The sequence below is a fragment of the Rhizobium sp. RU35A genome (genome assembly GCF_900156005.1).
In the GTDB taxonomy this organism is placed as follows: Bacteria; Pseudomonadota; Alphaproteobacteria; order Rhizobiales; family Rhizobiaceae; genus Neorhizobium; species Neorhizobium straminoryzae.
Genome location: NZ_FTMR01000001.1, coordinates 158,884 through 183,416 on the forward strand (window position 1 = coordinate 158,884; position 24,533 = coordinate 183,416).

23 protein-coding genes are annotated in these 24,533 nt (G+C 63.1%); 10 read left to right on the top strand and 13 right to left on the bottom strand.

Annotation, left to right across the window (positions count from 1 at the left end; genetic code table 11):
* Nucleotides 1–10: 10 nt before the first annotated feature.
* The 3 genes from F3H95_RS00945 to F3H95_RS00955 form a co-directional block, all read right to left on the bottom strand.
* A complete protein-coding gene (locus tag F3H95_RS00945) occupies nt 11–685 on the bottom strand; it encodes a hypothetical protein (RefSeq protein ID WP_143125565.1) in 675 nt (224 codons plus the stop codon).
* 97 nt (nt 686–782) lie between these two features.
* On the bottom strand, nt 783–1,205 hold the full coding sequence (ndk, locus tag F3H95_RS00950; protein WP_143125566.1) for a nucleoside-diphosphate kinase: 423 nt from the start codon (nt 1,203–1,205) through the stop codon (nt 783–785).
* Nucleotides 1,206–1,323: 118 nt separating this feature from the next.
* On the bottom strand, nt 1,324–2,007 hold the full coding sequence (locus F3H95_RS00955; protein ID WP_149744623.1) for a glutathione S-transferase family protein: 684 nt from the start codon (nt 2,005–2,007) through the stop codon (nt 1,324–1,326).
* Between the two features lie 171 nt (nt 2,008–2,178).
* On the opposite strand from F3H95_RS00955, the gene F3H95_RS00960 reads away from it, so the two are divergent.
* On the top strand, nt 2,179–2,688 hold the full coding sequence (locus F3H95_RS00960; RefSeq protein WP_149744624.1) for a DinB family protein: 510 nt from the start codon (nt 2,179–2,181) through the stop codon (nt 2,686–2,688).
* Nucleotides 2,689–2,748: 60 nt separating this feature from the next.
* Nucleotides 2,749–4,635, top strand: coding sequence for an ABC-F family ATP-binding cassette domain-containing protein (locus F3H95_RS00965; protein WP_149744625.1), 1,887 nt, complete (start codon nt 2,749–2,751; stop codon nt 4,633–4,635).
* Between the two features lie 84 nt (nt 4,636–4,719).
* On the opposite strand, the gene F3H95_RS00970 is transcribed toward F3H95_RS00965, so the two are convergent.
* Complete coding sequence (locus tag F3H95_RS00970; protein WP_149744626.1) at nt 4,720–5,055, bottom strand: hypothetical protein; 336 nt, start codon at nt 5,053–5,055, stop codon at nt 4,720–4,722.
* A gap of 3 nt (nt 5,056–5,058) precedes the next feature.
* Here F3H95_RS00970 and F3H95_RS00975 point away from each other — a divergent pair, with 3 nt between their 5' ends.
* Nucleotides 5,059–7,011 (top strand): methyl-accepting chemotaxis protein, encoded by a 1,953-nt coding sequence (locus F3H95_RS00975; protein ID WP_149744627.1) that lies wholly within the window; start codon nt 5,059–5,061, stop codon nt 7,009–7,011.
* A gap of 123 nt (nt 7,012–7,134) precedes the next feature.
* Here F3H95_RS00975 and F3H95_RS00980 read toward each other — a convergent pair whose 3' ends face one another.
* From F3H95_RS00980 to F3H95_RS00995, 4 genes are all read right to left on the bottom strand, one after another.
* Nucleotides 7,135–8,241, bottom strand: coding sequence for an alpha/beta hydrolase (locus tag F3H95_RS00980; RefSeq protein WP_185969835.1), 1,107 nt, complete (start codon nt 8,239–8,241; stop codon nt 7,135–7,137).
* Between the two features lie 368 nt (nt 8,242–8,609).
* Entirely contained in the window at nt 8,610–9,203 is a 594-nt protein-coding gene (locus tag F3H95_RS00985) for a nitroreductase family protein (protein ID WP_143125570.1), read from the bottom strand.
* Nucleotides 9,204–9,313: 110 nt separating this feature from the next.
* On the bottom strand, nt 9,314–9,763 hold the full coding sequence (locus F3H95_RS00990) for a DNA polymerase III subunit chi (protein ID WP_143125571.1): 450 nt from the start codon (nt 9,761–9,763) through the stop codon (nt 9,314–9,316).
* 8 nt (nt 9,764–9,771) lie between these two features.
* Nucleotides 9,772–11,262: a leucyl aminopeptidase gene (locus F3H95_RS00995; RefSeq protein WP_143125572.1), complete on the bottom strand. Its 1,491-nt coding sequence runs from the start codon at nt 11,260–11,262 to the stop codon at nt 9,772–9,774.
* A 171-nt stretch (nt 11,263–11,433) separates the two neighbouring features.
* On the opposite strand from F3H95_RS00995, the gene F3H95_RS01000 reads away from it, so the two are divergent.
* The 7 genes from F3H95_RS01000 to rsmA all read left to right on the top strand — a co-directional run bounded on the left by F3H95_RS01000 (nt 11,434) and on the right by rsmA (nt 19,830).
* Nucleotides 11,434–12,213, top strand: coding sequence for a phosphatase PAP2 family protein (locus tag F3H95_RS01000; protein ID WP_244617838.1), 780 nt, complete (start codon nt 11,434–11,436; stop codon nt 12,211–12,213).
* A gap of 97 nt (nt 12,214–12,310) precedes the next feature.
* On the top strand, nt 12,311–13,492 hold the full coding sequence (locus F3H95_RS01005) for an LptF/LptG family permease (protein WP_143125573.1): 1,182 nt from the start codon (nt 12,311–12,313) through the stop codon (nt 13,490–13,492).
* Nucleotides 13,489–14,577: an LPS export ABC transporter permease LptG gene (gene lptG / locus F3H95_RS01010; protein WP_143125574.1), complete on the top strand. Its 1,089-nt coding sequence runs from the start codon at nt 13,489–13,491 to the stop codon at nt 14,575–14,577. Before F3H95_RS01005 ends, lptG begins: the two co-directional genes overlap by 4 nt.
* 143 nt (nt 14,578–14,720) lie before the next feature.
* Complete coding sequence (locus F3H95_RS01015) at nt 14,721–16,907, top strand: LPS-assembly protein LptD (protein WP_185969836.1); 2,187 nt, start codon at nt 14,721–14,723, stop codon at nt 16,905–16,907.
* 174 nt (nt 16,908–17,081) lie between these two features.
* Nucleotides 17,082–17,972 carry a SurA N-terminal domain-containing protein gene (locus tag F3H95_RS27400; protein WP_244617868.1) on the top strand — a complete coding sequence of 297 codons (891 nt, stop codon included), beginning with the start codon at nt 17,082–17,084 and terminating at the stop codon, nt 17,970–17,972.
* Nucleotides 17,969–19,003, top strand: coding sequence for a 4-hydroxythreonine-4-phosphate dehydrogenase PdxA (gene pdxA, locus F3H95_RS01025; protein ID WP_244617839.1), 1,035 nt, complete (start codon nt 17,969–17,971; stop codon nt 19,001–19,003). The genes F3H95_RS27400 and pdxA overlap by 4 nt, the downstream gene beginning before the upstream one ends.
* A complete protein-coding gene (rsmA, locus tag F3H95_RS01030) occupies nt 19,003–19,830 on the top strand; it encodes a 16S rRNA (adenine(1518)-N(6)/adenine(1519)-N(6))-dimethyltransferase RsmA (RefSeq protein WP_149744630.1) in 828 nt (275 codons plus the stop codon). Before pdxA ends, rsmA begins: the two co-directional genes overlap by 1 nt.
* 61 nt (nt 19,831–19,891) lie before the next feature.
* Here the strand turns inward: rsmA and gmk are convergent, their stop codons facing one another.
* The 5 genes from gmk to F3H95_RS01055 form a co-directional block, all read right to left on the bottom strand.
* Nucleotides 19,892–20,566 (bottom strand): guanylate kinase, encoded by a 675-nt coding sequence (gmk, locus tag F3H95_RS01035; RefSeq protein ID WP_149744631.1) that lies wholly within the window; start codon nt 20,564–20,566, stop codon nt 19,892–19,894.
* A 3-nt stretch (nt 20,567–20,569) separates the two neighbouring features.
* Nucleotides 20,570–21,457: a YicC/YloC family endoribonuclease gene (locus F3H95_RS01040; RefSeq protein WP_149744632.1), complete on the bottom strand. Its 888-nt coding sequence runs from the start codon at nt 21,455–21,457 to the stop codon at nt 20,570–20,572.
* Between the two features lie 45 nt (nt 21,458–21,502).
* Nucleotides 21,503–22,711 (bottom strand): endolytic transglycosylase MltG, encoded by a 1,209-nt coding sequence (gene mltG, locus F3H95_RS01045; RefSeq protein ID WP_149744633.1) that lies wholly within the window; start codon nt 22,709–22,711, stop codon nt 21,503–21,505.
* A gap of 113 nt (nt 22,712–22,824) precedes the next feature.
* Nucleotides 22,825–24,087, bottom strand: coding sequence for a beta-ketoacyl-ACP synthase II (fabF, locus tag F3H95_RS01050; protein ID WP_149744634.1), 1,263 nt, complete (start codon nt 24,085–24,087; stop codon nt 22,825–22,827).
* Between the two features lie 114 nt (nt 24,088–24,201).
* Nucleotides 24,202–24,438, bottom strand: coding sequence for an acyl carrier protein (locus tag F3H95_RS01055; RefSeq protein ID WP_003502080.1), 237 nt, complete (start codon nt 24,436–24,438; stop codon nt 24,202–24,204).
* Nucleotides 24,439–24,533: the final 95 nt, after the last annotated feature.

The following is a 24,533-nucleotide window of genomic DNA, read 5'->3' on the forward strand; positions in this document are numbered from 1 at the left end:
CGCGTGGCGATCAGGGGCGGACGGCCATCCAGATCACATGGCGGGCACCGCTGCGCTTCGTGCTGGCCCGCACGGAGAGCGCCTCGGCGGCAAAGCCGCACTCCTTCAGGCGGCGCGTGAACCGGTCGTCCGGCCCCGAGGACCAGACGCCGAGCACGCCCTTCGGCCTCAGCGCCACCTGCGCGCCGCGCAGACCGGCATGATCGTAGAGGCCGTCATTGCTGCTGCGGGTCAGCCCGTCCGGGCCGTTGTCGACATCGAGAAGAATGGCGTCGAAGGCCGATTTCGAGCTGCGGATCAGCGCGCCGACATCGCCGACGTGAACGGAAACGCGCGGATCGTCGAGGCAGCCCTGAAAGACCGCGGCCATCGGCCCCCGCGCCCAGGCAACCACTGCCGGCACGAGTTCTGCGACGATCACCTTCGCCTCGGCCGGCAGCACGCGCAGTGCCGCGCGCAGCGTAAAGCCCATGCCGAGGCCGCCGATCAGAACGACCGGCGCCGGCTGAGGACCGAGTCGCTCGGCGGCCAGCGTGGCCAGCGCCTCTTCCGAACCGCTGAGACGGCTGTTCATCAGTTCGTTGGCGCCGAGCATGATGGAAAATTCGCTGCCGCGCTGCTTCAGCCGCAGTTCGGCCGTATCACCGGGCACCGATGCGCGATCAAGCTCGATCCAGGGCAGCATGGCAGGGCCTTTCCTCAAACGAAAAAGGCCGCCCGGACGATCCCGTCGCAGGCGGCCTCGCAATGTCATCTGCCGTCACACCGGCAGCAGGGCCTGATCAGCCGACGATTTCGGTTTCGGAGAACCAGTAGGCGATTTCCTGGGCAGCGGTTTCCGGAGCATCCGAGCCGTGAACCGAGTTTTCGCCGATGGAGAGCGCAAAGGTCTTGCGGATGGTGCCTTCGGCGGCGTTGGCCGGGTTGGTGGCGCCCATGATCTCGCGGTTCTTCAGGATGGCGTTTTCGCCTTCGAGAACCTGAACGACGGTCGGGCCGGAGGTCATGCCTTCAACCAGTTCGCCGAAGAACGGACGTTCCTTGTGAACGGCGTAGAAGCCTTCGGCTTCGCGCTTGCTCATCCAGACGCGCTTGGAAGCGATGACGCGCAGGCCATTCTCTTCGAAGACCTTGGTGATGGCACCGGTCAGGTTGCGCTTCGTTGCGTCGGGCTTGATCATGGAGAAAGTGCGTTCGATCGCCATTTCGGAAAATCCTTGTTCTTCAGGGATAAGTGGGCGGTGTTTAGCCGCCCCGAATCACGAAGACAAGGGGGAGATGCGAATTTCACGCCTGCGTCACAAAGCCCGGCGGCCCCGCGCTTCAGGCCACCGCCCGGCCCATTCCGCCATGAAGATCGAGGCAGCGCCCGAACCAGAGTGCCACCGGATCCTCGTCCGGCAGAAGGGCAAGCCCCGTCGTGACCCGCGCCCATTGCAGCGCGCCGAACAGGATGTAGTCGGCAAACAGCGGGGTAGCACCGCCGATGAATGGCTGAAGCTTCAGCGTGTGACGCACGGGCTCCAGACGCAGCGAAAGATCGGCCAGCGCCGCCTCACGCGCAGCACTGAAGGCCTCCAGCGTCTGGCCGAGCCTCGCCTCGCGGCTTTCGCGAAAATAGACCTGATCCGGTTCCGCCAGCATGTCGTGAATGTCCTTCACGGCAATCTTCGTCAGCACCGGGTGGATCAGCGTCTGGGAAAAGCCTTCGACCAGCCGCGACAGCGCCTTGCCGCCCTCGCCGCCGAACAGGGTCGGGCGATCGGGATAGGTGTCCTCGAGATAGAGGGCGATGTCGAAACTGTCGCGGACCAGTCTGTCACCGTCCTTCAGAATCGGCACGGTCCTGGAAAAACCGCCCTCCACCTTGGGGATCTCGGTGAAGGCCACCGGCTTCTCGATGAAGTCCAGCCCCTTGTGGGCGAGCGCCAGCGACACCTTCCAGCAATGCGGCGAAAACGGCCGGCTCTCGTCGCGACCACACAGCGAATAGAGAATTCTGGTCATGCTCTCCCGGCTCCCCTGCCGCCCTTTTGGCGGCCTTATCGACCCCATCGTCGCGCTCCATGGTGGAACAGGACGGCAGCCTCGATCAAATCAGGAAATTTCATCGGTCGCATCACACGCAGTGCAGCATTTTTCGGTTAGCGTCCCGCCCCAATCAAAAAGGAGACCTGCATGCTTCGCCACTTCCAGATGTTCGCCGATTACAACCGCTGGGCCAATGAGCGGGTCTACGAGGCCTGCGCCACGCTGAGCGGCGAGGATTACCGCGCCGACATGGGCGCCTTCTTCGGCTCGGCCGAGCGCACGCTGAATCACCTGCTAGCGGCCGACCGCATCTGGCTGAAGCGCTTCACCGGAGAAGGCGAGGCGCCAACCTCGCTCGACGCCGTTCTCTTCGAGGACTTCGCCGAACTGCGCGCCGCACGCGAGGCGGAGGACCGGCGCATCATCGACTGGCTGAACGGCCTGCAGGAGGCGGAGCTTTCCCGCATCATTTCCTATACGCCGATCAGCACGCCGACCAAGGTCGAGCTGCGGCTCGGACCGATCCTGGCGCATGTCTTCAACCATCAGACCCATCATCGCGGCCAGGTGCATACGATCCTGACCAGTCTCGGCAAGCCCAGTATCGCGATCGATCTCGTCTATTTCGTGCTCGCAGACGGCAAGCGCTGGCAATAGCGTGGTCGCGACGGGTCGCCTCTCTTGCATCGCTGAAAAACTTCGGCCAAAACCCGGCGCATGATCACGATTACCGACCTTTCCGCGCGCGTCGCGGGCCGCCTTCTTCTGGACCATGCGAGCGTCAGCCTGCCGACCGGCACCAAGGCTGGCCTCGTGGGGCGCAATGGCGCGGGAAAATCCACGCTCTTCCGCGTCATTACCGGGGATCTCGCCGCCGAAAGCGGATCGGTCGCACTGCCCAGGAATGCGCGCATCGGCCAGGTGGCGCAGGAGGCGCCGGGCACCGAGGATGCGCTGATCGAGATCGTGCTTGCCGCCGACAAGGAGCGCACCGCGCTTCTTGCCGAGGCCGAGACGGCGACCGATCCCAACCGCATTGCCGAAATCCAGACACGGCTCGTCGATATCGACGCCCATTCGGCCGAAGCGCGCGCCGCAAGCATTCTCGCCGGCCTCGGCTTCAACGCGGAGGCGCAGCGCCGCCCCGCCTCCTCCTTCTCCGGCGGATGGCGCATGCGCGTCGCTCTTGCCGCTGTGCTGTTTTCCGAACCGGACCTGCTGCTGCTCGACGAGCCCACCAACTATCTCGACCTGGAAGGCACGCTGTGGCTGGAAGATTATATCCGGCGCTATCCGCACACCGTCGTCATCATCAGCCATGACCGCGACCTGCTGAACAATGCCGTCAACGCCATCGTGCATCTCGACCAGAAGAAGCTCACCTTCTATCGCGGCGGCTATGACAGTTTCGAGCGGCAGAAGGCGGAAGCCGACGAGTTGCAGATGAAGGCGAAGGCCAAGAGCGACGCCGCCCGCAAGCATATCCAGAGCTATATCGACCGTTTCCGCTACAAGGCCTCCAAGGCCCGCCAGGCGCAGAGCCGCATCAAGGCGCTGGAACGCATGGGCACCGTGTCGGCGGTCATCGAGGATCACGTCCACCCGATCACCTTTCCGGAACCGGACCGGCAGCCCGCCTCGCCGATCATCGCCATCGACAAGGGTGCCGTCGGCTATGCGCCGGGCAAGCCGATCCTGAAGAACATCACGCTTCGGATCGACAATGACGACCGCATCGCGCTGCTGGGCTCGAACGGCAACGGCAAGTCCACCTTCGCAAAATTCATCTCCGGCAGGCTGGATGCCGAAGCCGGCAACCTGAAGGTGGCGCCCAACCTGAAGATCGGCTTCTTTGCACAGCACCAGCTGGACGACCTGATCCCCGATCAGTCCGCCGCCGACCATGTGCGCCGCCTGATGCCGGACCAGCCGGAGGCGAAGGTGCGGGCCCGCGTTGCCCAGATGGGACTTGCCACCGAAAAGATGGATACGGCCGCCAAGGATCTTTCCGGTGGCGAGAAGGCGCGCCTGCTGATGGGCCTTGCCGCATTCCACGCGCCGAATCTTCTGATCCTCGACGAGCCGACCAACCATCTCGACATCGACAGCCGCCGCGCGCTGATCGAGGCGCTGAACGATTACAACGGCGCCGTCATCCTGATCAGCCACGACCGCCATCTGATCGAAGCGACCGTCGACCGCCTGTGGCTGGTCAATGACGGCACCGTCGCCCCCTTCGACGGCGATCTCGAGGATTACCGCTCGATCATCGTCGCCTCCTCGCGCCGCAAGGACGACAAGCCGCAGGCCGGTGCCGAAGAGCCGGTTTCGAAATCCGACCAGCGCAAGGCCAATGCCGAAAAGCGCGCCTCGCTTGCGCCGCTGAAGAAGAAGATCACCGATCTCGAAGCCATGACCGCCAAGCTGGAGAAGCTGATCCAGGCGCTGGACAAGGATCTGGCCGATCCGGCTCTCTACGAGAAATCGCCGGCAAAGGCCGCAGAAAAGGCCAAGCAACGCAGCGATGCCGCGCAGAAGCTTTCGGATTGCGAGGAACAGTGGCTGGAACTTTCCGCCGAATATGAAGCGGCGATGGCAGGCTGATCCTGCCTTGCATCGCCCGTCTTTTGGAGTGACAAGGCGCGTCTTCCGCTTTCGCGCCGGATCTTGGCAGAAGCCGAGATCCGTTTACCCCTCAATTCTTAGGGCGAAATCGATAAAACTTCGTTGCCGCATATGCGAAACGATGTCAATTAGCACAATCTTAAGTAAAGCTTGAACATCATCGCTCGCATTCTCCGTTTTATACACGGCAAGCGGGTCATGAGCCTCCATCCTGCGGGATGGAATGACAGGCTTGCCATCCTGCCCGACATGCGCTCCGCGCAGTGTCCGCCCCGCGGCGCCGCGCGCCGTGACGGATGACGCGTGTCTGCCATCATGGATATGGCCGATGATGGCCCTGTCCCTCCGGTTTCCGGCACCTGCCGCCATGATGACGGCACGCCCCTGTTCTGGACCCATGCAATGCTTCGTGCTCTGTCCCTGAAGACATCCCTGACATCTGCCTTCGCCCTTCTTCTTCTGCTGCTTCTGCTGCAGGGAGGTGTTGCGCTGTCCTCCATGCGCGGCATCTTCACCAATGTCGACGGGCTTGCCAACGATGCCGTACCGGCGGTCGACATCACGAACCGCCTGAACATCTCGATCGCCAATCTGCGCGGCCTGCAGACACGCCATATCCTGACCACCGAGCCAAAGGCGCTGGAAGAGGCCGAAGCGGTGCTGGCGCGCGAGGTCAAGAAACTGAAGGATCGCATGGCGACCTACGAGCCGATGATATCGCTGGCGGAAGAGCGTCGCGCCTTCGACGGATTCAAGCAGGCCGCAGCCGAATATCTGCGCCTGCACGAACAGCTGCTTGCCCTTTCGCGCGCCGGCGAAAAGCAGAAGGCCTCCGCCCTGCTGACCGGTGAGATGGTCAAGAGCTACGAGCGCATGGACGATTATGCCGATGCCTTCCGCGATGCCAATGTGAAGGCTGCAGAAGACATGTATGCCGAGAGTGCCAGCGAATTCACGGCATCGCTCATCAAGAACGCCATCCTCCTCTCGATCGGTGCACTTGCCGGCATCGGTGCGATGATCTTCGTGTCCCGTGATGTCTCGCGCCCCATCGACCGCATGACGGCGATCATGCGCCGGCTGGCGGCGGGTGATTTTGCGGTTGCCATTCCCTATCTCGAACGACGCAACGAGATCGGCCAGATGGCCAAGGCCGTCGGCGTCTTCAAGGACAACGGTATTCGCGTGCAGGCGCTTGGCGCAGAGGAACAGCATTTCAACGAGAAGTGCCATGACCTGCGCACCGCCGTGGGCCAGATCGTCTCGGCGGCCGTCGAGGGCGACTTCAGCATCCGCATGAACCGCGATTTCGAGTTTGCCGATCTCAACGCCTTTGCCGCCTCGATGAACGAACTGGTCGAATCGATCGATGCCGGTCTTGCCGAAACACGCCGCGTGATGGGGCGTCTGGCCGAGGGCGATCTCACCGACGGCATGCGCGGCAGCTTCACCGGCGCCTTCGCCGAACTCCAGCACAATGTGAACACCACCGTGGATACGCTGCGCTCGATCGTGACCGAGGTACGCCAGTCGATCGACCAGATCAATTCCGGCTCCGGCGAGCTGCGCCACGCCTCGGATGACCTCGCCCGTCGCACGGAGCAGCAGGCCGCCGCCTTGGAAGAAACCTCCTCGGCGCTTGAGGAAATCACCGTCTCGGTCCGCCAGGCGACCGACCGCGCCCGGGAAGCAACCCGCAAGGTGGATGAGGCACGCCGCAGCACCGAGGCTTCCAGCGTGGTGGTGGGCGATGCGATTGCCGCCATGGAGCGGATCGAGCAGGCCTCCGGACAAATCGGCCAGATCATCAACGTGATCGACGAGATAGCCTTCCAGACGAACCTGCTGGCACTCAATGCCGGCGTGGAAGCCGCGCGCGCCGGGGAAGCCGGCAAGGGTTTTGCCGTCGTGGCGCAGGAAGTCCGCGAACTTGCCCAGCGCTCGGCAGGTGCGGCCAAGGACATCAAGGCCCTCATTACCAAGTCCGGCAATGAAGTGGCCTCGGGCGTGAAGCTCGTAACCGCCACGGGCGACGCGCTCGCCCAGATCCGCGGCCATGTCGACAGCATCAATGGCGAGGTGCACGAAATCGCCGCCACCTCCAACCAGCAATCCGGCCGCCTGCAGGAAATCAATTCCGCCGTCGGACAGATGGATCAGGTGACCCAGCGCAATGCCGCGATGGTGGAGGAAACCACGGCAAGCACCAACCGGCTGGCCGATGATGCACTTCAGCTTTCCCGCCTCATCGACCGCTTTACGCTGTCTTCCGACACACCGCCGGCAGCCGGCCGCGCCAAAAGCCGCGCGACCGTTCCGGCAGTCTCCCGCAGCGATATGCGCCGCCACGCATGATCCACGCCTATCGGCCGGTGGTCGTTCTCACCGGCAGGAAAGGCATCAGCCACAGGAAGGCCGCCCCGGGGATGCAGCGCTCTGCCCCGGGGCGGCCTTTCTGTCTTTCGACAGGCGCGGGCGTCAGGCGCTGAGGTGCTGGCCGAAGAAGGATTCGAGCTTGTCGAACGGGATCTTGTCGACCTGATCATAGAGATCCACATGGCTTGCGCCGGGAATGATCATCAGTTCCTTCGGCTCGGCCGCAGCCGCAAAGGCGGTTTCCGCGAAATAGCGGGAATGGGCCTTTTCCCCGTGCACGAACAGCACCGGACGCGGCGAGATTTCCGCGATATAGGTGAGGATCGGCATGTTCATGAAGGACAGCGGCGTCGTCTGCGACCAGGCGTTGCCGGAATTGACGGCCCGCTTGTGATAGCCACGCGGCGTCATGTAGTAATCGTGGTAATCGACCAGGAATTGTGGTTCGCCGCCCTTCAGTACATTGTAGGGCTGCTGGTAGACGGTGTTGCCGCTCGCCACGTCGACCCAGCGCTGACGGCTCAGCCGATCCAGCGTCTGCGTGCGCTGTTCGAGTGTCACGCTGTCATTGTAGCCCTTCGACATCACGCGCGTCATGTCATACATCGTGCTGGCGACGACGGCCTTCACGCGCTTGTCGACGGCAACCGCATTCAGCGCGAAACCACCCCAACCGCAAACGCCGATCATGCCGATCCGCTCGCGGTCGACCTCGGGGCGCAGGCCGAGATAGTCCACGGCAGCGCTGAAATCCTCGGTATTGATGTCGGGCGAGGCAATGTTGCGCGGCTCGCCGCCGCTTTCGCCGGTGAAGGAGCCGTCGAAGGCCAGCGTCGCAAAGCCGCGCTCCGCCATGATCTGGGCATAGAGGCCGGAGGACTGCTCCTTGACGGCACCGAAGGGACCTCCGACAACGATTGCCGCCAGCGCCTGGCCGGCGCGATTCTTCGGCAGATAGAGATCACCCGACAGCGTGATGCCGTAGCGATTCCTGAAGCTGACCTTCTGGTGATCGACCTTGTCGCTCTTCGGGAACACCTTGTCCCAGTCTGCGGCCGTGGACTGGGCCTGCGCGGTCGCGGTCGTGGCAAGGCTTGCGGCACCGGCGGCGGCAAGACCGACGCCGGTGATCTTCAGAAGATCGCGGCGCGCCATGGTGAGCGGTTCGGCACCGGCCGGGACGGGGGTAAGTTCGCGAGGTTCGTGCATCGGGAGACACTCCGGTTTGCGGGACAATTTCCACACCGGATATAAGTCGCCCCCGCCTGTGCGATTAGCGCAAGCCGGCCGATAGCCTTCATCGCCGTTGTTCATCAATCGGGAAACCGGAGGCCGGAGCCAGATGTCACTCGATCGGGGCGATGCGAGAGCACGTCCGAGCCAAAAGTGCGTCAGCGGTTTTGGCTCGGACTGCGTGAAAACAAAGAGAGAGAGCATTTCCGGTGATCTGGTTTTCACCGGAAATGCTCTATGCCGCCGGCTCCCGGCATAGGCCTGAACCGCAGCGGACAAAAAAAGACCGGCCCTCCCCGTGGAAGACCGGTCCTCCGGTTCATGCCCGTCGATCGTGACTCGGCTCAGTCCTTGAAGACGCCGTGCACGACGGTTTCGGACAGCGGCAGGCGCGGGCTTGCCACTTCGCGGGCCTGCAGGGCTTCCGGCAGCAGAGAGGCATCGCCCTGCTTGCCGATCGCAACAGCCGCGTGCAGCACGTGGCCTTCCGGCAGGTTCACGGCCTTCGCCATGGCCTGCTTGTCGAAACCCGCCATGGCATGCGAGGCCCAGCCGGCCATGTGGGCCTGCAGCGCAAGATAACCCCAGGCCGTGCCGGCATCGAAGGTATGGCTGCCGTTGTCGCTCGGCTCGGTCTTGCCGGGTGCGGTGAAGCGGGTGGCCGAGGCAACGATGACGAGGGCGGATGCCTTTTCGGCCCAGCTCTGGTTGAAGGGCAGCAGTGCGCCGAGGATCGGCTGCCAGACGGCATCACCACGCAGCGCATAGATGAAGCGCCAGGGCTGGGCGTTGAAGGCGGACGGCGCCCAGCGGGCAGCTTCCAGAAGACCGAGCAGTTCCTGCTCCGAGATCGTGGCATCGGTGAAGGCACGCGGCGACCAGCGGCCGGTGAAGACCTCGGCGACGGGATGATCGGCCTTGCGGGTATTGGCAGTCATGGCTTCCAGGCTCCTGTTTCTGTGGGATGCCATCAGCTAGCAAGCCGTGCTGCGGCGCACAAGGGGCCGTCACGCACCGTCATCAGCGGCTCGACAATCCCCATCCCCGCTCACGCCTTCTTGATCCAGCGCCCGTCATCCGACTGCTGCCAGTAGGTCAGGCGGTGGCCCTCCCCCTTCAGGCGCTTCCAGTGGCTCCGCGCGCCCTCCAGCTGGGCGGCATCATGACCGTCGAACATGAAGACGACACGTTCATAGGACGAGAGATCGCCGGGATCGGCGCCATCCACCAGAAAGCGGACGCTCGCCCCGTTCGGATTGTGGTCCTTCACCGTCAGCAGCACAGGCTGTTCTGCGGCAAGAACGCCGGTATCGGTCCCGTGCGGCAGGAAGCTGTCTTCCCGAAACGTCCACAAATGCTGGTCAAGCCGGTCGCGCCGGGCCTCTTCCACCGTCTGGAGCACGACGCGCCAGCCGCGCTCGACGCTTTTTTCGAGGAGCGCGGGCAGCGCATCCTCCAGCTTCGATTCGGTCAGATGGTAGAAGAGGACCTCGGTCATGGTGCCGTTCACGCCTCGTAGCGGTCGCGCACCAGCTGGTCGAGCAGGCGCACGCCATAGCCCGAGCCCCAGGACTGGTTGATCTCGCTGGCGGGCGAGCCCATGGCCGTGCCGGCCACATCGAGATGCGCCCAGGGCGTGTCACCGACGAAGCGCTTGAGGAACTGCGCCGCCGTGATCGAGCCGGCATAGCGCCCGCCGCTGTTCTTCATGTCGGCGAAGCGGGAATCGATGATCTTGTCGTAATCCTTGCCGAGCGGCATGCGCCAAAGCTTTTCCCCGCTCGTCTCGCCGGCGGCAAGCAGGCTGGCCGCGAGTTCGTCATCGTTGGAGAACAGGCCGGCATGCAGGTTGCCGAGCGCCACCAGGATTGCCCCCGTCAGCGTGGCGAGGTTGATCATGAAGCGCGGCTTGAAGCGCTCCTTGGCATACCAGAGCGCATCGGCCAGCACGAGACGGCCTTCCGCATCGGTATTGATGATCTCGATCGTCTGGCCGGACATGGAGGTGACGATATCGCCGGGGCGCTGGGCATTGCCATCCGGCATGTTTTCCACAAGCCCGATGATGCCGACGGCATTCACCTTCGCCTTGCGGGCGGCCAGCGTGTGCATGAGGCCGGTCACGGCGGCAGCCCCGCCCATGTCGCCCTTCATGTCTTCCATGTTGGCGGCCGGCTTGATCGAAATGCCGCCGGTATCGAAAACAACGCCCTTGCCGATGAAGGCGAGCGGCGCCTCGTCCGTCTTGCCGCCCTTCCACTGCATGATCGCCATGCGCGGCGGACGGGCCGAACCCTGCGCCACGCCGAGCAGCGCGCCCATGCCGAGCGCGCGCATCTCGGTTTCCGTCAGGATCTCCACCTCGACGCCGAGTGCCTGAAGCGCGCTTGCACGCTCGGCGAATTCGATCGGGCCGAGAACGTTCGGCGGCAGGTTCACCAACTCGCGGGCCAGGTTGACACCGCCGGCCACTGCCTCTGCAAAGCCGAAGCCCGCGGCTGCGGCCTCGTGATGGGCGGTGACGATGGTGATCTCGACCGCCTTGGCGCTCTTGTCCTCGTCATCGGCCTTCTTCGTCTTGAAGCTGTCGAAGCTGTAGGCACGCAGCAGCAGGCCGGTGGCGAAATCCACAGCCTTGGTTGCATCCACCTCAAGGCCCGGCGCATCAAGGAAAATGGTGACCGTCTCGGCACGCTTGATCATGCTCGACGCCTTGCCGCCGGCCCGCAGCCAGTCATAGGCGCTGATGTCCGCCGGCTTTCCAAGCCCCAGCACCACCAGCCGGTCGAACGGCGACTGATGTGGCGCCAGGACATCGAGCACGCTCATCGACTTGGCGGAGAAGCCGGCAACCTCGCCCGCACGGCCGAGCACCTGCGCAGGATCTGCAAATTCCGCCCCGGCCACGGCATGATCACCGGACACTTTCAGGCCGATGGCGAGACCGCTACTGACGGTTGCGAACTGTGCGAAACGAATTGTATACTGAACGGACATTTCTTCTCCGGAGGCAGAGGATGATGTAAGACTTCACGGCCAATCTGGGAGGATGGGCCGCCGAGGACAAGAGAGCGGACAGGCATTGGCAAGGCGACGTCTTAATGTTGTCATGCGATCTGCGTAACCGCTACCAGGCTCGGAACGATCATAGGGGAAGGAATAAACACTTTGGCAGACGCGTTCCAGTCATCCAACCTGTTTTCCGGACCGCGGCTTCGGCAAAGTTTCCGGCGGCCGCAGGCTTGGTTCGTCACGCTGTTTTGTGCCTGGTGGGTTCTTCTCGCCGTCTTCTACCTGTTTCCGGGCATAGACATCGCCGTGGCGCAGAGCTTCTTCCATCCGATCGATTGCGGCGCGAACACGGTCGCGGGCCGCATCTGCGGCAGCTTCGCCTATTCCAGCGAAGGGATCCTGATCGCGCTGCGCAAGTTCTTCTTCTACCTGCCCGTCGTGGTCGCGATCGTGATCCTGATGTTGCTGCTTGAAAACCTGCAGCACCACGGCGCGACCTATGATGCGGGCAAGACCCGGCGCTACTCGATCGCGCTCACAGCCTTCCTTCTCGGTCCCTATGTGCTGGTAAACCTGATTCTCAAGACGATCTCCGGTCGCTCGCGGCCCTACAATACGGATCTCTTCGGCGGCACGGAGTTTTTCACCGCGGCAGGCACCTTCCATGGCAGCTGCGTCAACAACTGCTCGTTCATTTCCGGGGAAGCGGCCAGCGCCGGCTGGCTCGTCTGTCTCGTGGTGCTGCTTCCGGCCCGCCTGCGACCGGTCGTGGGGCCGCCGCTTCTGCTGCTCTGCCTCGTTCCGGCCAGCCTTCGCCTGTCCTTCGGCGGCCACTATCTGTCGGATGTCATCCTTGGCTTCCTGTCGTCAGCCGTCGTCTATGCGGGTGTCGCCAGCTATTTCGAAATGACACAGACACAAAAAAAACACCGGTAGCAAACAGTTTTGTGACAGGACCGCTGTCGCCATGGCGCACCGAATTGCTTAGAACCCGCGAACCAGCCATCACCAGGCCATTACCGACCGGACCCGAATGAAGCTTCTCGAACTCTACATTTTTCGGCGAGCGTTCCAGATGTTCTTCATCACCCTCATTCCGGTGCTGACGATCATATGGACCATCCAGGTGCTCGGGCGGATCAATCTCGTCACCGATACCGGCCAGTCGATGGGCTCGTTTGTCCTGCTCGCGACCTTCATCCTGCCGACAATCATACCGGTGGTGCTGCCGTTTGCCGTGGTGATCGGCGTGACGCAGACGCTGAACGCGATGAACAACGATTCGGAGCTGGCGGTGATCGATGCGGCGGGCGCGCCGCGCTCGGTGCTCTACCGCCCGGTGATGCTGCTGGCGATCGGCATGGCGGCGTTCTCTTTCCTGATCACCAATTTCGTCGAGCCGGCTTCGCGCACCAAGGCGCGCGACATGGTGGCCGAAGCCTATGCGGATCTCCTCTCCTCGGTGATCGAGGAAAAGACCTTCCGCAGCATCGAGGACAATCTCTATGTGCAGATCTCGGAGCGCCATTCCGGCCGCATCCTGAAGGGTCTGTTCCTGGTGGATTACCGCGATCCGAACATGGAACTCATCTATTATGCGCGGGAAGGCTCGATCGACGAGAGCGGCACGACGCTGACAATGCGTGACGGCGAGGTGCACCGGAAAGCCAAGGACGGCCGAATCTCCATCGTGAAATTCCTCTCCTATGCCTTCGACCTGTCCTCCATGAACGAGACGACGGGCGACAAGGCGGTGTTTTCCAGCGATCGCAGCCTCGCCTTCCTGCTGAAGCCCGACCCGACCGACAAGGCCTTCCTGAGCTCTCCGGGCGCCTTCCGTTCAGAACTGCACCGCCGCCTCTCGGACTGGATGCTGCCCGTGGTGTTCGGCCTGATCTCCCTGGTTGTCGCCGGCAATGTACGCTCCAGCCGCCGCACCCGCATGCATCCGATGGTGCTGGCGCTCATTCTGGCCTTCGCACTGCGCTGGCTGAGCTTCTATATCGTGAATCTGACCAAGACGAACGCTGCCATGGTGCCGCTGGTCTATCTGGTTCCGGCCGCCTTCGGGGCGATCTGCGTCGTGATGCTGATGACCAACCGCGGCCTTCGCCTGCCATCCTTCCTTGCCAATCACACTGGTCGCTGGATGAACAAGGCCGAAAGCGGACTGCGCCAGATGGCGTCCGGCTCGAAGGGAGGCGGACAGCCATGATCGCGCGGACGCTGAGCTGGTATTTCTTCAAGCGCTACATGATCACCGCCCTCTGGTTCCTCCTGGGCGTCTGCGGGATCATCTTCCTGGCCGACTTCAGCGAGACAAGCCGCCGCATGTCCGGCTTCGTCGGCTATACCGTGCCGGGCGGCCTGCTGATGAGCGCGCTGCGCCTGCCGCTGATCGTGCAGCAGACCGTTCCGACGCTGACCCTGTTCATCGGCATGACCACGCTGATCACCCTCAACCGTCGCTCCGAACTCGTGGTGACGCGCGCCGCCGGTCTTTCTGTCTGGCAGTTCGTGCTGCCTTTCGTCGCCGGCGCCTTCCTGATCGGCCTTGCCACGGTGACCGTGATCAATCCGCTGGCCGCCTGGGGACAGAACCTCTCTTCCACCATGGAATCGGACTGGCGCAAGGCCAGCAATGCCAGCCGCGCCTCCAATTTCCTGCCGTGGATCCGCCAGATCAGCAACACGGACGATACCGTCATCGGCGCCAAGGGCTTTGAAAACGGCGGAACGCAGCTGATCGACGTGGTCATTGTCCACTTTGATCCACAGGGTCGGATCACGCTTCGGCAGGATGCGCAGACCGCGACCTTGGAGGATGGTTACTGGCTGCTTAACAATGTTCTGGAAACGCGCACCGATGCGCCCCCGGCTCGCCTGCCGGAGGTCAAGGTGCGCACGAACCTTCGGAAGGCCTATCTGCAGGAATCGCTGTCGAAGCCGGAGAACGTTGCTTTCTTTGACATTTTACGAAAAATCGAAGTTGTTCGCTCGTTCGGCATCTCCACCAAGCCCTTCGAGACCCAATTTCATTCGCTCCTGTCCTTGCCGCTGCTTCTGGTGGCAATGACCCTGATCGCTGCGACGGTTTCCCTCCGCTTCAGCCGAATGGCACAATCGCGTTCGGTGATTCTGGGTGGAATCGTCTGTGGCTTCGTGCTTTATGTGGTAACCGTGCTTGTAAAAGCATTCGGAAGCAGTGGCGTTGTGCCCCCCTTCGTGGCCGTCTGGATTCCGGTCGTGGTCGCGATGGCAATCGGCGCAACAATCCTGCTTCATCAGGAGGATGGCTAGTGGCGGTACATGACCGCGGGAACATCAGACGGCTTCTTGCCGCCTTGCTCACCAGCACGGCTGCATGCGTATTGGTCGTCAACCCGTCGCCCGTTCACGCACAGGCGTCTCGCCTCGTGCCTCAGGAAGCCGATGGAGCGAAAATGCTCCTGCGGGCCAATGAACTCGTCTATAACCAGGACAGCCAGCACGTGACCGCCACCGGCGGCGTGCAGCTCTATTACAATCGCCACCGCATGGTGGCCCAGCGCGTGGAATATGACCAGAAGACCGGTCGCGTGATGGCGACCGGCAATATCGAACTGATCGAACCGGACGGCAACCGCGTCTATGCCGATTCGCTGGATGTGACCGACGACTTCGGTCAGGGCTTCGTGAATTCGCTGCGTGTCGAGACCACCGACAACACACGCATGGCTGCCGAGAGCGCCGAGCAGTTGCCCGACGAGAAGATGATCCTGAACAACGGGGTCTATACGGCCTGCCTGCCCTGCGCGCAGCGGCCGGACAAGGCGCCGCTCTGGCAGGTCAAGGCGCAGCGCGTCATCCGCGACGGCAAGAACCACACGATTCGCCTCGAACATGCCCGCTTCGAGCTGTTCGGCATGCCGATCGGCTATGTGCCTTTCATCACGGTTCCCGACGAAACGGTGGAACGCAAGTCCGGCTTCCTGTTCCCGAGTGCGAGCCTCACCGACAAGCTGGGTTTCGGCACGACGGTTCCCTATTATCAGGTCATCTCGCCGAGCATGGATGCGACGCTGAGCCCGACCTATTACACCAAGCAGGGCCTGCTGTTGCAGGGCGAGGTCCGCAACCGTTTCGAGACCGGCGATCACACGCTGCGATTTGCCTATATCGACCAGCAGAGTTCGAACGTCTTCAATGCCGGCACCAGCGATGCCCGGGCCAATAGCCGCGAGATGATCGCATCCAAGGCGGAGTTCAAGATCAATCCGCGCTGGACCTTCGGCTGGAACGTGATGCTCCAGTCGGACAATAACTTCTCCAAGACCTACAAGCTGAACGATCTCAATACGACCAATTTCACCAATGACCTGTACCTGACGGGCATCGGGACGCGGAACTATTTCGATCTGCACAGCTACTACTTCGACGTGCAGGATGCTGATTACAACAGCAACGCCGAAAAGCAGCAGGCGATCGTCTATCCGGTCATCGACTACAGCTACTATGCGCCCGAGCCGGTGGCGGGCGGCGAACTGTCGTTCAACGCCAACATCACCAACATGTCGCGCCGCAAGGACGATTTCTATACCGAAGGCGGCTTTGCCCGCTATCGCGGCCTGGAAGGCAGCTACAGCCGCATGACGGCCGAGGCGGAGTGGAAGCGCACCTTCACGACCGACGAAGGCCTGCTTGTAACGCCGATCCTGGCGGCCCGCGGCGATGCGCTGCGCAGCACCGCCTCGACCGCGCCGAGCTTCGGCACCTCCACCTATGCCGGCGACTTCTCCGGTTCCGGTGCCTCCACGCGCTACATGCTGACCGCAGGCATGGAAGCCCGTTATCCCGTGCTGATCACGACCGATCATGCCACGCATGTGATCGAGCCTATCGCGCAGATTTTCGCGCGTCCGGACGAACAGCACGCCGGCGGCTTGCCGAACGAGGATGCGCAGAGCTTCGTCTTCGACGCCACCACCTTGTTCGACCGCGACAAGTTCTCGGGCTATGACCGCATCGAAGGCGGAACGCGCGCCAATGTCGGCATCCGCTATTCCGGCAACTTCGACAACGGCATCGGACTGCGTGGCATCTTCGGACAGTCCTATCAGCTCGCCGGTCTGAATTCCTTTGCCACATCCGACCTGGTCAATGCCGGTGCCGAATCGGGTCTTGAGACCAATGTCTCGGATTTCGTCACCATGGCGGCAATCGACCTGCCGCATGGCTACAGCATTTCGACGCAGGGCCGTTTCGACGAGAAGACGCTCGAACTGCGTCGGGCGGACGCCTCCTTCAGCTATAACCTGCCGCGCGTCAGCGGTTCGCTGATCTACACCAACATCCAGCCGCAGCCCGAATACGGCGTAGCAACCACAGCGGAATATCTGAAGGCCTCCAACAACCTGAAGATCAACCAGAACTGGTCCTTCGCAACGTCGGCCACCTGGGACATCCAGAAGCAGGATGTGGTGCGTCGCGGCGTAGGTCTGAGCTATGCGGACGAGTGCACGGTCTTCACCGTGGCTTACAGCGACCAGCCGGCCAATACCGACCCGAACGACTGGACCGTGACGGCGCGTCTGACGTTCCGTACGCTGGGCGACGTCAAGGTCGGCTCGACCGGCAACACGACCAACTAATGTCGGCACCCTTGTGCTTGTCATTGTTTCGCCGCATGGTTTATGCAATCCACACCGAGAACTGAAATCGACTGAGCCGGCGGCCCGAAGGGGCCGCCGCACGCCAAGAAGGGACGAATGATGTTTGCCAGCATTGCCTTGCGCCGGGCAGCACTCGCCGCTACCGCACTCGCTATGGCCTTCGTCGTGGATCCGGCGCCCCGTGTGGCGCTTGCGGCAAGCGAGGTCGTGGTGGTCGTCAACAAGACGCCGATCATCAATACCGACGTCGCACGACGCGTCGCCTTTCTGAAGCTGCAGCGCCAGACCGGCAACCTGCAGAAGATGGCCAAGGATCAGTTGATCGACGAGGCGCTGAAGCGCGAGGAAATTGCGCGGCTTCGCATGTCGGTCAGCACCGAGGATGTCGATCGCGCCTTCGAGCGTTTCGCGCAGGGCAACAAGCTGTCTGCCGCCCAGATGACCCAGATTCTGGATCGGGCCGGCGTCGGCGTCGATCATTTCAAGGCCTTCATCGCCGTTCAGATGAGCTGGCCGCGTCTCGTCAACGCGCGCTATGGCTCGAGCGGCAAGATGTCGCCCGACGAATTGGTCAAGCGCATGCAGGAAAACAAGGAAAAGCCGGTTACCACCGAATATTTCCTGCAACAGGTCATTTTCGTCGTACCCGCATCCCGCCGCAACGAGATTCTCGCCAAGCGCAAGGCGGAAGCGGACAAGGCACGTCCCAATTTTCCGGGCTGCGACAAGGCCAAGGACTTTGCCAAGACCATGCTCGACGTCTCCGTTCGGGATCTCGGCCGTGTCATGAAGCCGGAACTTCCGGAGGAATGGCGGCCGCTGATCGAAAAGCCGGCGGCGAATGGCACAACTGGCGCCCGCGTGACCGAGCGCGGTGTGGAATTCCTTGCCATCTGCAGCCAGCGCCAGGTGTCCGACGACACCGCCGCCGAAATCGTCTTCCGCGCCGAGGATATCGGCAAGCAGAAGAAGGGTGGCGAAAATCCGAACGACGCCAAGTATCTCGCGGAGCTGCGCCAGCAGGCACAGATCGTCTATCCTTGAGCGGGGCAGCCCTGACGGCACGTCCCCTCGCCCTCACGCAGGGTGATCCGGCCGGCATAGGCCCCGACATCGCACTTGCCGCCTGGCTTCAGCGCGAGACGCATAATCTGCGCCCCTTTCTCTATGTGGGCGACCGACAGGTGCTTGCGGCACGGGCCAATCTTCTGGGCGTGACTGTCGCCCTGGAGCAAAGCGACGCTGCCTCTGCTGCGGAAATCTTTGCGCGCGCCCTTCCCGTTCTGGACGTGCCTGTCGGCCATCCGATCGAAGCCGGCCGACCGCATGTGGCCGCAGCCAGAAGCACGATCAGCGCGATCGAAACCGCCGTTGCACTCTGCTTCAAGGGCGAGGCCGCTGCCGTCGTGACCAATCCCATCGCAAAATCCGTGCTCTACGAGGCGGGCTTCGGTTTTCCCGGCCATACGGAGTTCCTTGCGGACCTCGCCATGCGGGCAACGGGAAAAGCCTGCACACCCGTCATGATGCTGGCCGGGCCAAAACTGCGTGCCATTCCGGTCACGATCCATATTCCGCTGAAGGACGTTCCGGCTGCGCTGACGCGCGAAGCGATCCTGGACACCTGCCGGATTGCCGATCGTGACCTGCGCACGCGCTTCGGCCTGACGCAGCCACGTCTCGCCGTGGCAGGCCTTAACCCGCATGCGGGTGAGGATGGTGCCATGGGTCTCGAGGACCGAGACCTCATCGCGCCTGCGATTGCAACCCTGCGCCAGGACGGCATCAACGCCTTCGGCCCGCTGCCCGCGGACACCATGTTCCACGACGAGGCCCGCAGCCGCTATGACGTGGCCGTGTGCATGTATCACGATCAGGCGCTCATTCCGGCCAAGGCGCTGGGTTTCGACGATTCGGTCAATGTGACGCTCGGCCTTCCCTTCATCCGCACATCGCCCGATCACGGCACGGCCTTTGGGCTCGCCGGCAAGGGTATTGCCCGCGAGGCAAGCCTGATCGCCGCCCTGAAGCTTGCTGCCAAACTCGCATCACAGACAGAAGAAAACCGCACCTGATGGCGACCCTTGACGGACTTCCGCCGCTGCGCGAGGTGATCGACCGCCACGGTCTCGATGCCCGCAAGGCGCTCGGCCAGAACTTTCTGCTCGACCTGAACCTGACCCAGAAGATCGCGCGCACCGCCGGTCCGCTGGAGGATTGCACGGTGTTCGAGGTCGGCCCCGGCCCCGGCGGCCTGACGCGCGCCATTCTGTCGCTCGGGGCGAAGAAGGTGATCGCCGTGGAACGCGATTCCCGCTGCCTGCCGGCCTTGGCCGAGGTGGCGGATTATTATCCCGGCCGCCTCGAGGTCATCGAGGGCGACGCGCTGAAGACGGATTTCGAGGCGCTGGCCCCGGAAGGCCCGATCCGCATCATTGCCAATCTGCCCTACAATGTCGGCACCCAGCTGCTGGTGAACTGGCTTCTGCCGCGCCAGTGGCCGCCCTTCTGGCAGTCGCTGACGCTGATGTTCCAGAAGGAAGTCGGCCAGCGGATCGTGGCGAAGGAAGACGACAATCATTACGGCCGCCTTGGCGTTCTGTGCGGCTGGCGCACCGAGGCGCGCATGGCCTTCGACGTGCCGCCGCAGGCCTTCACGCCGCCGCCGAAGGTGACCTCCAGCGTGGTGCATCTCGTGCCGCGCGAAACGCCCCTGCCCTGCGATGTGGAGAAGCTGGAGCGGGTGACGCAGGCCGCCTTCGGCCAGCGCCGCAAGATGCTGCGCCAGAGCCTGAAGCCGCTCGGCGGCGAGGCGCTCCTGACGCGCGCCGGGATCGATCCGGCAAGGCGGGCCGAAACGCTGTCGGTCGAGGAATTCGTGACGATCGCCAACCTTCTGTGAAGGCCAGCTGCGAACCGCAGGGCTGCGGTTCATCACTGGGTCGTTCCGTCGAAAAACGGCCTCAGCGGCCGGAGAGATCAGGCTCTTCCTGCAGCAGGCATCCGACGAAGTCAAACAGGCCATAGCGCCGATCGCGGCGAATGCGCTCGGCATTGACGATGCAGCTCACATGGCCAAAGGCTTCATCAAGGTCATCATTGACGATGACGTAATCATATTCGCGCCAGTGCTCGATCTCGGCCCGGGAATTGAGAAGCCGCGTGCGGATCACCTCCTCGGTGTCCTCGGCGCGGCGATGCAGGCGAGACTGCAGTTCCGTCATGGTCGGCGGCAGAACGAAGATGGAGACGACATCGGCCTTCATCTTTTCCTGCAGCTGGCGGGCACCCTGCCAGTCGATGTCGAACAGCATGTCGCGGCCTTCCGCCATCGCCTTTTCCACCGGCTCGCGCGGCGTGCCGTAGAAATTGCCATGCACCTCCGCCCATTCCAGCAGATCACCGGCGTCACGCATCTTCTCGAACTGCTGGACGCTGATGAAGTGGTAATGCTTGCCGGCAATCTCGCTGCCGCGTTTCGCCCGCGTGGTGACGCTGACGGAAATTTCGAGGCTTCGATCCGTGTCGAGCAGGTTGCGGGCGATGGTGGACTTTCCCGCGCCCGACGGCGAGGAGAGAACCAGCATCAGGCCACGACGGGCGATCTTGACGGCAGGCGAGGACGGCGCCGGGCTCATGCACTACTCCAAATTCTGGATCTGCTCGCGAAACTGGTCGATCACGACCTTCAGTTCTATACCAGCCGCCGTTACCTGAGCGGAATTGGATTTGGAACAGATCGTGTTGGACTCGCGATTAAATTCCTGTGCAAGAAAGTCAAGCCGGCGCCCGATCGGCCCGCCCCTGGCAAGCAGTTCGTCGGCGGCCGCCACATGCGCCTTCAACCGGTCGATCTCCTCGCGCAGGTCCGCCTTGGTGGCGAGCAGCGCCACTTCCCCATAGAGCCGGTCGCGGTCCAGCGTGCCGGCAGCGTCCATCAGCGTCGCCACCTGGGCGGCAAGCCGGCGGGCGATCTCCTCCGGCGAGCGGGAGGGATCCTGTTCCACCACGGCTGCAAGCCGCTCGATGGTGCGCACCTGCTCCGACAGAACGGCGACCAGCGCCTGGCCTTCCCCGGTGCGCATGGCAACCAGGTCATCAAGTGCGGCTTCCAGCCCGGAAAGGATGGCCGCATCGCGCTCGGAGGCAGCCTCGGCGCTTTCCTCGGCCTCGCGGATATCGACGAGACCGCGAATGCCAAGCAGGCTGTCCAGCTTCAACGGAGAAGGATCGACAAGCGGCCCGAGTTCGTCACGGAGCGCTATGACTGCGTTCAGCGCATCGCGATTGAGGACCGCTTCGATGCGCGCTTCCGCCACCGTGATCGACAGCGACATCTGCAGATTGCCGCGCGTGAGCCGTGCCGCGGTCAGCCGGCGCACCTCGGCCTCCAGAGGCTCGAAGCCGGGGGGAAGCCTCAGTCTCAGGTCAAGGCCCTTGCCATTGACCGAGCGCAGTTCCCAGACCCAGCGATGACGGCCGGCGGTGCCTTCGCGGCGGGCAAAGCCCGTCATGGACTGAACAGTCATGCGTCAAATCCTTCCCCGCCCGTCGCCATCGTCGCGACAGTGCGCTTAGTTGGAGGCAGGCTTTTCGGCATCCTTGCCGCCCGGCTGTCCATCCACCACGTCCTCGTCGGCCGTCCCGGCATTGCCGCGCTCGGCCTGGATCTTGCGCCAGCGGCGCACATTGGCATTGTGCTCGTCGAGCGTTGCCGCAAACACATGGCCACCGGTGCCATCGGCCACGAAATACAGATCCTTCGTGCGCCACGGATTGGCCACGGCTTCGAGCGCGGCGCGGCCCGGATTGGCGATCGGCGTCGGCGGCAGGCCCTTGATCTGGTAGGTGTTATAGGGCGTCTGCTTGTCGAGATCCGACTTGTAGATCGCCCGATCAGCCGGCTTGCCGGCGCCGCCGAACAGACCGTAGAGGATCGTCGGGTCGGATTGCAGGCGCATGCCCTTGTTGAGGCGGTTGATGAAGACCGAGGCCACATGGGCGCGCTCGTCATCCTTGCCGGTTTCCTTCTCGACGATGGAAGCGAGGACGACGAATTCCTCCTTCGTCTTGATCGGCAGATCCGGGTCGCGCTTGGCCCAGATCTGGTCGACGAGACGTTCCTGCGCCGCGCGCATCTGGGCGAGGATCTCGGTGCGCTTGGTGCCGCGCGTGAATTTGTAGGTATCCGGGCGCAGGCTGCCTTCCGGCGGCTGTTCCTGCGGCAGGCTGCCTTCCAGCACCGGATCGGCGGTCAGCCGGCTCATCATCTGCTGCACCGTCAGCCCTTCCGGCATGGAGACGGAATAGAGGATGGACTTGCCGGATTCCAGCAGTTCGGCCACGTCCTTCATCGAGGCGCCGGCCTTGATCTCATACTCGCCGGCCTTCAGCGTGCGGTTCTTGCCGAGATTGGTATCGGTGACATAGCGGAAGATGCGGGCATCCGAGATGATACCATTGCGCTCCAGCGTCTGGGCGATCTCGACGAGGCCAGCGCCCTCGCGGATGACCACATGCGTGTTGGTCTCCAGCGGACCCGGATTCTGATAGGCGGTGATGACGTAATAGAACCCGGCGACGGCGGCCACGCAGGCAAACACCATCATCGTCATCAGGAAGTTGAGGAAGATGACGATCTGGCTGCGCGCCTTCTTCGAGCGGCGCGGCGGTTCCGGCACGCGCTCGGGCTTCAGCGCCTCGTTCGGCGACTTGGGAATGAAGGGGCCGCCGGTATCGCTGCGGCCGGAAGACGAGTCGCTGCTGTGGTTCGTGTCGGTCACCGGCACTCCTTCTGATACTCTTGCATTGCCTGCCTTTTGGGCAAGCAATGCGGCGAAAACAGGGTTCAGAAGACGACAGCCCGGCTGACCAGCCCGGCAGACCCGTCTGTCGATCAGCCTTCGTAGCGGCGCAGCACGAGCGAGGCGTTCGTGCCGCCGAAGCCGAAGGAATTGGAAAGTGCCACATTGATCTCGCGCTTGCGCGCCACGTGCGGCACCAGATCGATCTTCGTTTCCACGTCCGGATTGTCGAGGTTGAGCGTCGGCGGCGCGATGTTGTCGCGGATCGCAAGCGTCGAGAAGATCGCCTCGATGGCACCGGCAGCCCCCAGGAGGTGGCCGACGGCGGACTTGGTGGACGACATCGACACCTTCGAGGCCGCATCGCCGACCAGACGCTCGACGGCGCCAAGCTCGATCGTGTCGGCCATGGTCGAGGTGCCATGAGCATTGATGTAATCGATGTCGGAGGGCTTCAGGCCCGCCCGCTTCAGCGCCATCGTCATGCAGCGGAAGGCGCCGTCGCCATCCTCGCACGGGGCGGTGATATGGAAGGCATCGCCGGACAGACCGTAACCGATCACCTCGGCATAGATCTTGGCGCCGCGGGCCTTGGCATGTTCCAGTTCCTCCAGAACAACGATACCGGCCCCCTCGCCCATGACGAAGCCGTCGCGGTCGCGGTCATAGGGGCGCGAGGCCTTCTGCGGATCGTCATTGTGCTGGGTCGACAGCGCCTTGCAGGCGGCAAAGCCGGCCAGTGAAATGCGGCTGATCGGCGATTCCGCGCCGCCGGCCACCATCACGTCGGCATCGCCGAAAGCGATCAGGCGGGCGGCGTCGCCGATGGCATGCGCACCGGTCGAGCAGGCGGTGACGACCGAATGGTTCGGGCCGCGCAGCTTGTGCTTGATCGACACATGGCCGGAGACCAGGTTGATCAGGCGGCCGGGAATGAAGAAGGGCGAGATGCGGCGGGGGCCCTTGTCGCGCAGGGTATAGCCGGCGTCGACGATGCCCTCGATGCCGCCGATGCCGGAGCCGATCAGCACGCCGGTGGCACACTGGTCCTCGTCCGTCTTCGGCTGCCATCCGGCATCGGCCAGCGCCATGTCGGCAGCAGCCACGCCGTAGATGATGAAGGGGTCAACCTTGCGCTGTTCCTTCGGCTCCATCCAGTCGTCGGCGATGAAGGCGCCTTCAGTACCGGGCTCCGTCGGAATGCGGCAGGCAATCTTGGCCGGCAGATCTTCGACCTCGAATTCGGTCACGCGGCGCGCGGCATTCTGACCGGCCAGCAATCGCGACCAGCTGATGTCCGTTCCGCAACCCAGAGGAGATACCATACCGGTACCAGTGATAACGACACGCCTCATGCCAGCGTCCCACCCCTGCATGTCTTATGCAATATCACAATACTGAAACGGCCCGAACGTGCCGGGCCGTCGAGGAACCTCATCTTGCGACGGGTCCTAACCTGTCGATCGAAATCAGGCCTGGGCCTTCTCGATGAACTTGACGGCGTCGCCAACCGTCAGGATCGAGTCAGCGGCATCGTCCGGAATTTCAACGCCGAACTCTTCTTCGAAAGCCATGACGAGTTCAACGGTGTCGAGCGAGTCGGCGCCCAGGTCGTCGATGAAGCTCGCGCCTTCGACAACTTTGTCGGCATCGACGCCGAGATGATCAATGACAATTTTCTTTACGCGCTCTGCGATATCGCTCATGTCGGTTTCCTCGACCTTTGTCTTTTCGGACTGCCTCACCGGCATCCGCACCCTGTTGAAACCCTGACCGCCTATGTTCAGGCCGGCTCCAGGGC